Source organism: Staphylococcus caprae (genome assembly GCF_002902725.1).
In the GTDB taxonomy this organism is placed as follows: Bacteria; Bacillota; Bacilli; order Staphylococcales; family Staphylococcaceae; genus Staphylococcus; species Staphylococcus caprae.
On record NZ_PPRT01000059.1, the window covers coordinates 1 to 3,329 of the forward strand.

A 3,329-nucleotide genomic window follows, 5' to 3' on the forward strand; every position below is an offset into this window, starting at 1 on the left:
AACTAATACATTTCTATTTTATTGAAATAACACTCAACTTTCTAACATAATCCTTATTATTTTAATTTTTTATTAAAATTTTATTTAGATATAGTAATTTTTGAAAATAGCACAATTTCATTTGTTACAATCGTTTCATCAAATGAAATGAGGTGTATCAATGAGGTATTTGAACTGGTCACGCAAATGTATAGTAACTACAATTTTCGTATTAAGCAGTTTATTATTAGTATTTTCGTCAATTACATATGCTAAAGAACGCAATCTTGAAGACAGCCTTAAAATCACAACACATAACGTTTATTTCTTGCCTACAGCCATATATCCCAATTGGGGACAATCTCAGCGCGCTGATTTAATTTCAAAGGCTGATTATATACAAGGTCAAGACGTTGTAATTTTTAACGAATTATTTGATAAAAAAGCATCCCATCGACTTTTAACAAATTTAAAATCACAATATCCTTATCAAACGCCTATTGTTGGTAAAGGTACAGAAGGTTGGCAGAAAACATCTGGTTCTTATAGAAAAGTAAAACAAGTAAGCGGTGGTGTTGGCATTGTGAGTAAATGGCCCATCGTCCAACAAGAACAACATATTTATAAAGATGGTTGTGGTGCTGACAAGCTAAGCAATAAAGGCTTTGCTTACATTAAAATTAATAAAAATGGTAAATATCACCATATTATTGGAACACACCTTCAAGCCGAAGATCCAACGTGCATGAAAGGAAAAGACCAAAGCATTAGACAGAGCCAAATGAATGAAATCAAACAATTTATCAAAGATAAACATATTCCTAAAAATGAACCCGTATATATCGGCGGTGATTTAAATGTCATTAAAGGTTCAGATGAATATCAGCAAATGTCTGATAACTTGAACGTTTCATTGCCAACACAATTTGAGGGTAATCCCTATAGTTGGGATACTCAAAGCAACAGCATTGCAAAATATAATTATCCTAAATTAGAACCACAACATTTAGACTATATTTTACTAGATCGAGACCATGCACAACCAAGCTCATGGCATAATTATGTACACAAAGCAAAGGCGCCAGAATGGTCTGTGAAATCATGGGGCAAGACTTACAAATATAACGATTATTCAGACCATTATCCACTTTCTGCATATGCATCAAATTAATATTATTATATGGGCGTTAAATTTTTAAATCTAAATACTTTAAAAGGGAGCTATATGGAAATCAAAGTTCAAATTGATTTCTTATATAGCTCCTTTTTTACTAAATCCTAACTTATCAGTCCTTAAAAACTCTAATTAAATTTAAAGAATTTGTACATTTTGGTTTAAAAGTAAAATTAGATTCAATAGTTATTAAAGCACCGCATCATCAAACAAAGCTAATTTTAGTATGTTTTTGTCGTATTTATTTATCAAAAGATTAATATTTTAGAGAAGGTAGACTGCGGTAACTATCCGGTAATTCTTACCTTATGTTATTGGTTTTAATATCAAGAAAAGAAAAAGACGATACTATTTATTAATTTTACATAAATATTAAATTTATTTGTTTATATCACTTTAAAAAACAAAAAATTGTATGATAAGGATGTGATTAATTATTTATAAAGTCAAAATTGAAGGAGTTCAGTATGGAAATCACAAGTTTAATTACTTTAATTGTCATTTTAGGTATAGGTTATTTGATTATTAATGGGATTAGAAAGAAATCTCAACAAACTTTCAGTGAGGATAAGTTAGACCATATTGACCATAGTGGATATGGTAATGGGAAATATTTTTATCAAGCGCCGAGTATGATTTTAGATAATCAGTATATTCCAATTTATGGTAAAAAAAGGTTATGTCATATTCCATATTATAAAGATAGTAGTCAAAAGATGAGAAGTATATTTGGTTTGAAACCATTACATGGCACGCAAGTTAGGTCTGATGATTGCTCAGTTATTATAGAACGTGTGGAAGGTATCACTAATTTTGCTTTGTATCGAGTGCTTTTAAATAGAGAAGAGATAGGCACTTTCAAAAAAGATAAAATGATTAAAGAAGGCGGGTTCAAACGTTTATTCCCGTATAGTTTTGTCAATAAAGCTAAGGAAAGTTATCGTTTTGAGAATCCAGATCGATTTCATTCTACGGTGATTAAAGATGAACATAGTAACATTATTTTATCAGCCGAACGTACAGCGCTAGATTATAAAAAAAGTAAAAAAACAAATAAACGTGGGGAACAAAATCAGATTAAAGTAAATAATAATAGTAAATATCCTGACGAGGTATGGTTGGCATTATATATACAAGCTTGCATTACATATCAAACGTTAGACAAGCAATAATTCGATTAAATAAGACGCTAAAATAATGAAATATTTTATATTAAGGAGAGATAATTATGTTAATTTTGGGGGATTACGCTTCGGAAACATCGACCTATAATCGGATGGGTATTGTAGATTGGGTGTTTGAAGTTTTTGGAAAAGATATATTGATATTTACGATTATTGCTGTTCTTTACTTTGTAATGATTAAAGTATTCAGTTTACTCATTTATCGTAAAACAGAAAAATTAGATACATACGATAAAATAGCTACTAAATTGGATGGGCCATTAAAATATCTATTAAGTTTATTGTTCTTTATTTTAGTGACTTTAGGCGTTATTCAAGTTATAAGTTATTACTTACTTGCAACGGGATTCTTCTGGATTATTATATTTACCGTTGGACTTGCAATGATATTTATTCTATTTCCATATTTTATGATTTTCTTACCTTTTTTCAAACGAAACAAATATTGGGGATTTCTGAAGACAATTCCGTGGGTGATTATCATGGCAGGAACTACAGTCTATGCTATTGATATAATGTTAGATACCAATACAAAGATATATACTGATGAAGGCGGTTCTGGTTACATAGAGGGAAGCATATTTGTAAAAGAATTAGGCGGTGCATCCTACATATTAGCATCCTTATTAGGCATAGCCATGATTATTATTAAAATTGTGGCTACAAAGCATACAAAAACGAAACAAACGACCTCTAATCAGTCGGAAAATCAATAAATTATAATGTATAAATTGAAAAAACATATGAGCTAAAATGGGTAATATTGTTAATTTTAGTAGACAATTGAACTGAGAAAGCGATTATATAGGCTCTATACTAAATTGGACTGGTGAGAATTTAAAAGTTCTCATCAGTCCGTATTTTTTAGGTTTTAAAAATCAAAACTATTCAATTATTAAAATTGTGTTAATAGAAAATAATTTATTAACATTTATATAAAAATTATGAAAAAACTTTTTAATTTGTGGTATATATTTACTGATGTTATAGTT

Annotated in this window: 3 protein-coding genes; all 3 read left to right on the forward strand. The window is 29.2% G+C overall.

What is annotated here, in order from left to right:
- Positions 1-169: 169 nt before the first annotated feature.
- Complete coding sequence (gene sph / locus CD155_RS10585; protein ID WP_172605861.1) at positions 170-1,150, forward strand: sphingomyelin phosphodiesterase; 981 nt, start codon at positions 170-172, stop codon at positions 1,148-1,150.
- A 470-nt stretch (positions 1,151-1,620) separates the two neighbouring features.
- Positions 1,621-2,325: a hypothetical protein gene (locus tag CD155_RS10590; RefSeq protein WP_103213303.1), complete on the forward strand. Its 705-nt coding sequence runs from the start codon at positions 1,621-1,623 to the stop codon at positions 2,323-2,325.
- Positions 2,326-2,381: 56 nt separating this feature from the next.
- Positions 2,382-3,053 carry a hypothetical protein gene (locus CD155_RS10595; protein ID WP_103213304.1) on the forward strand — a complete coding sequence of 224 codons (672 nt, stop codon included), beginning with the start codon at positions 2,382-2,384 and terminating at the stop codon, positions 3,051-3,053.
- The last annotated feature ends 276 nt before the right edge of the window (positions 3,054-3,329 follow it).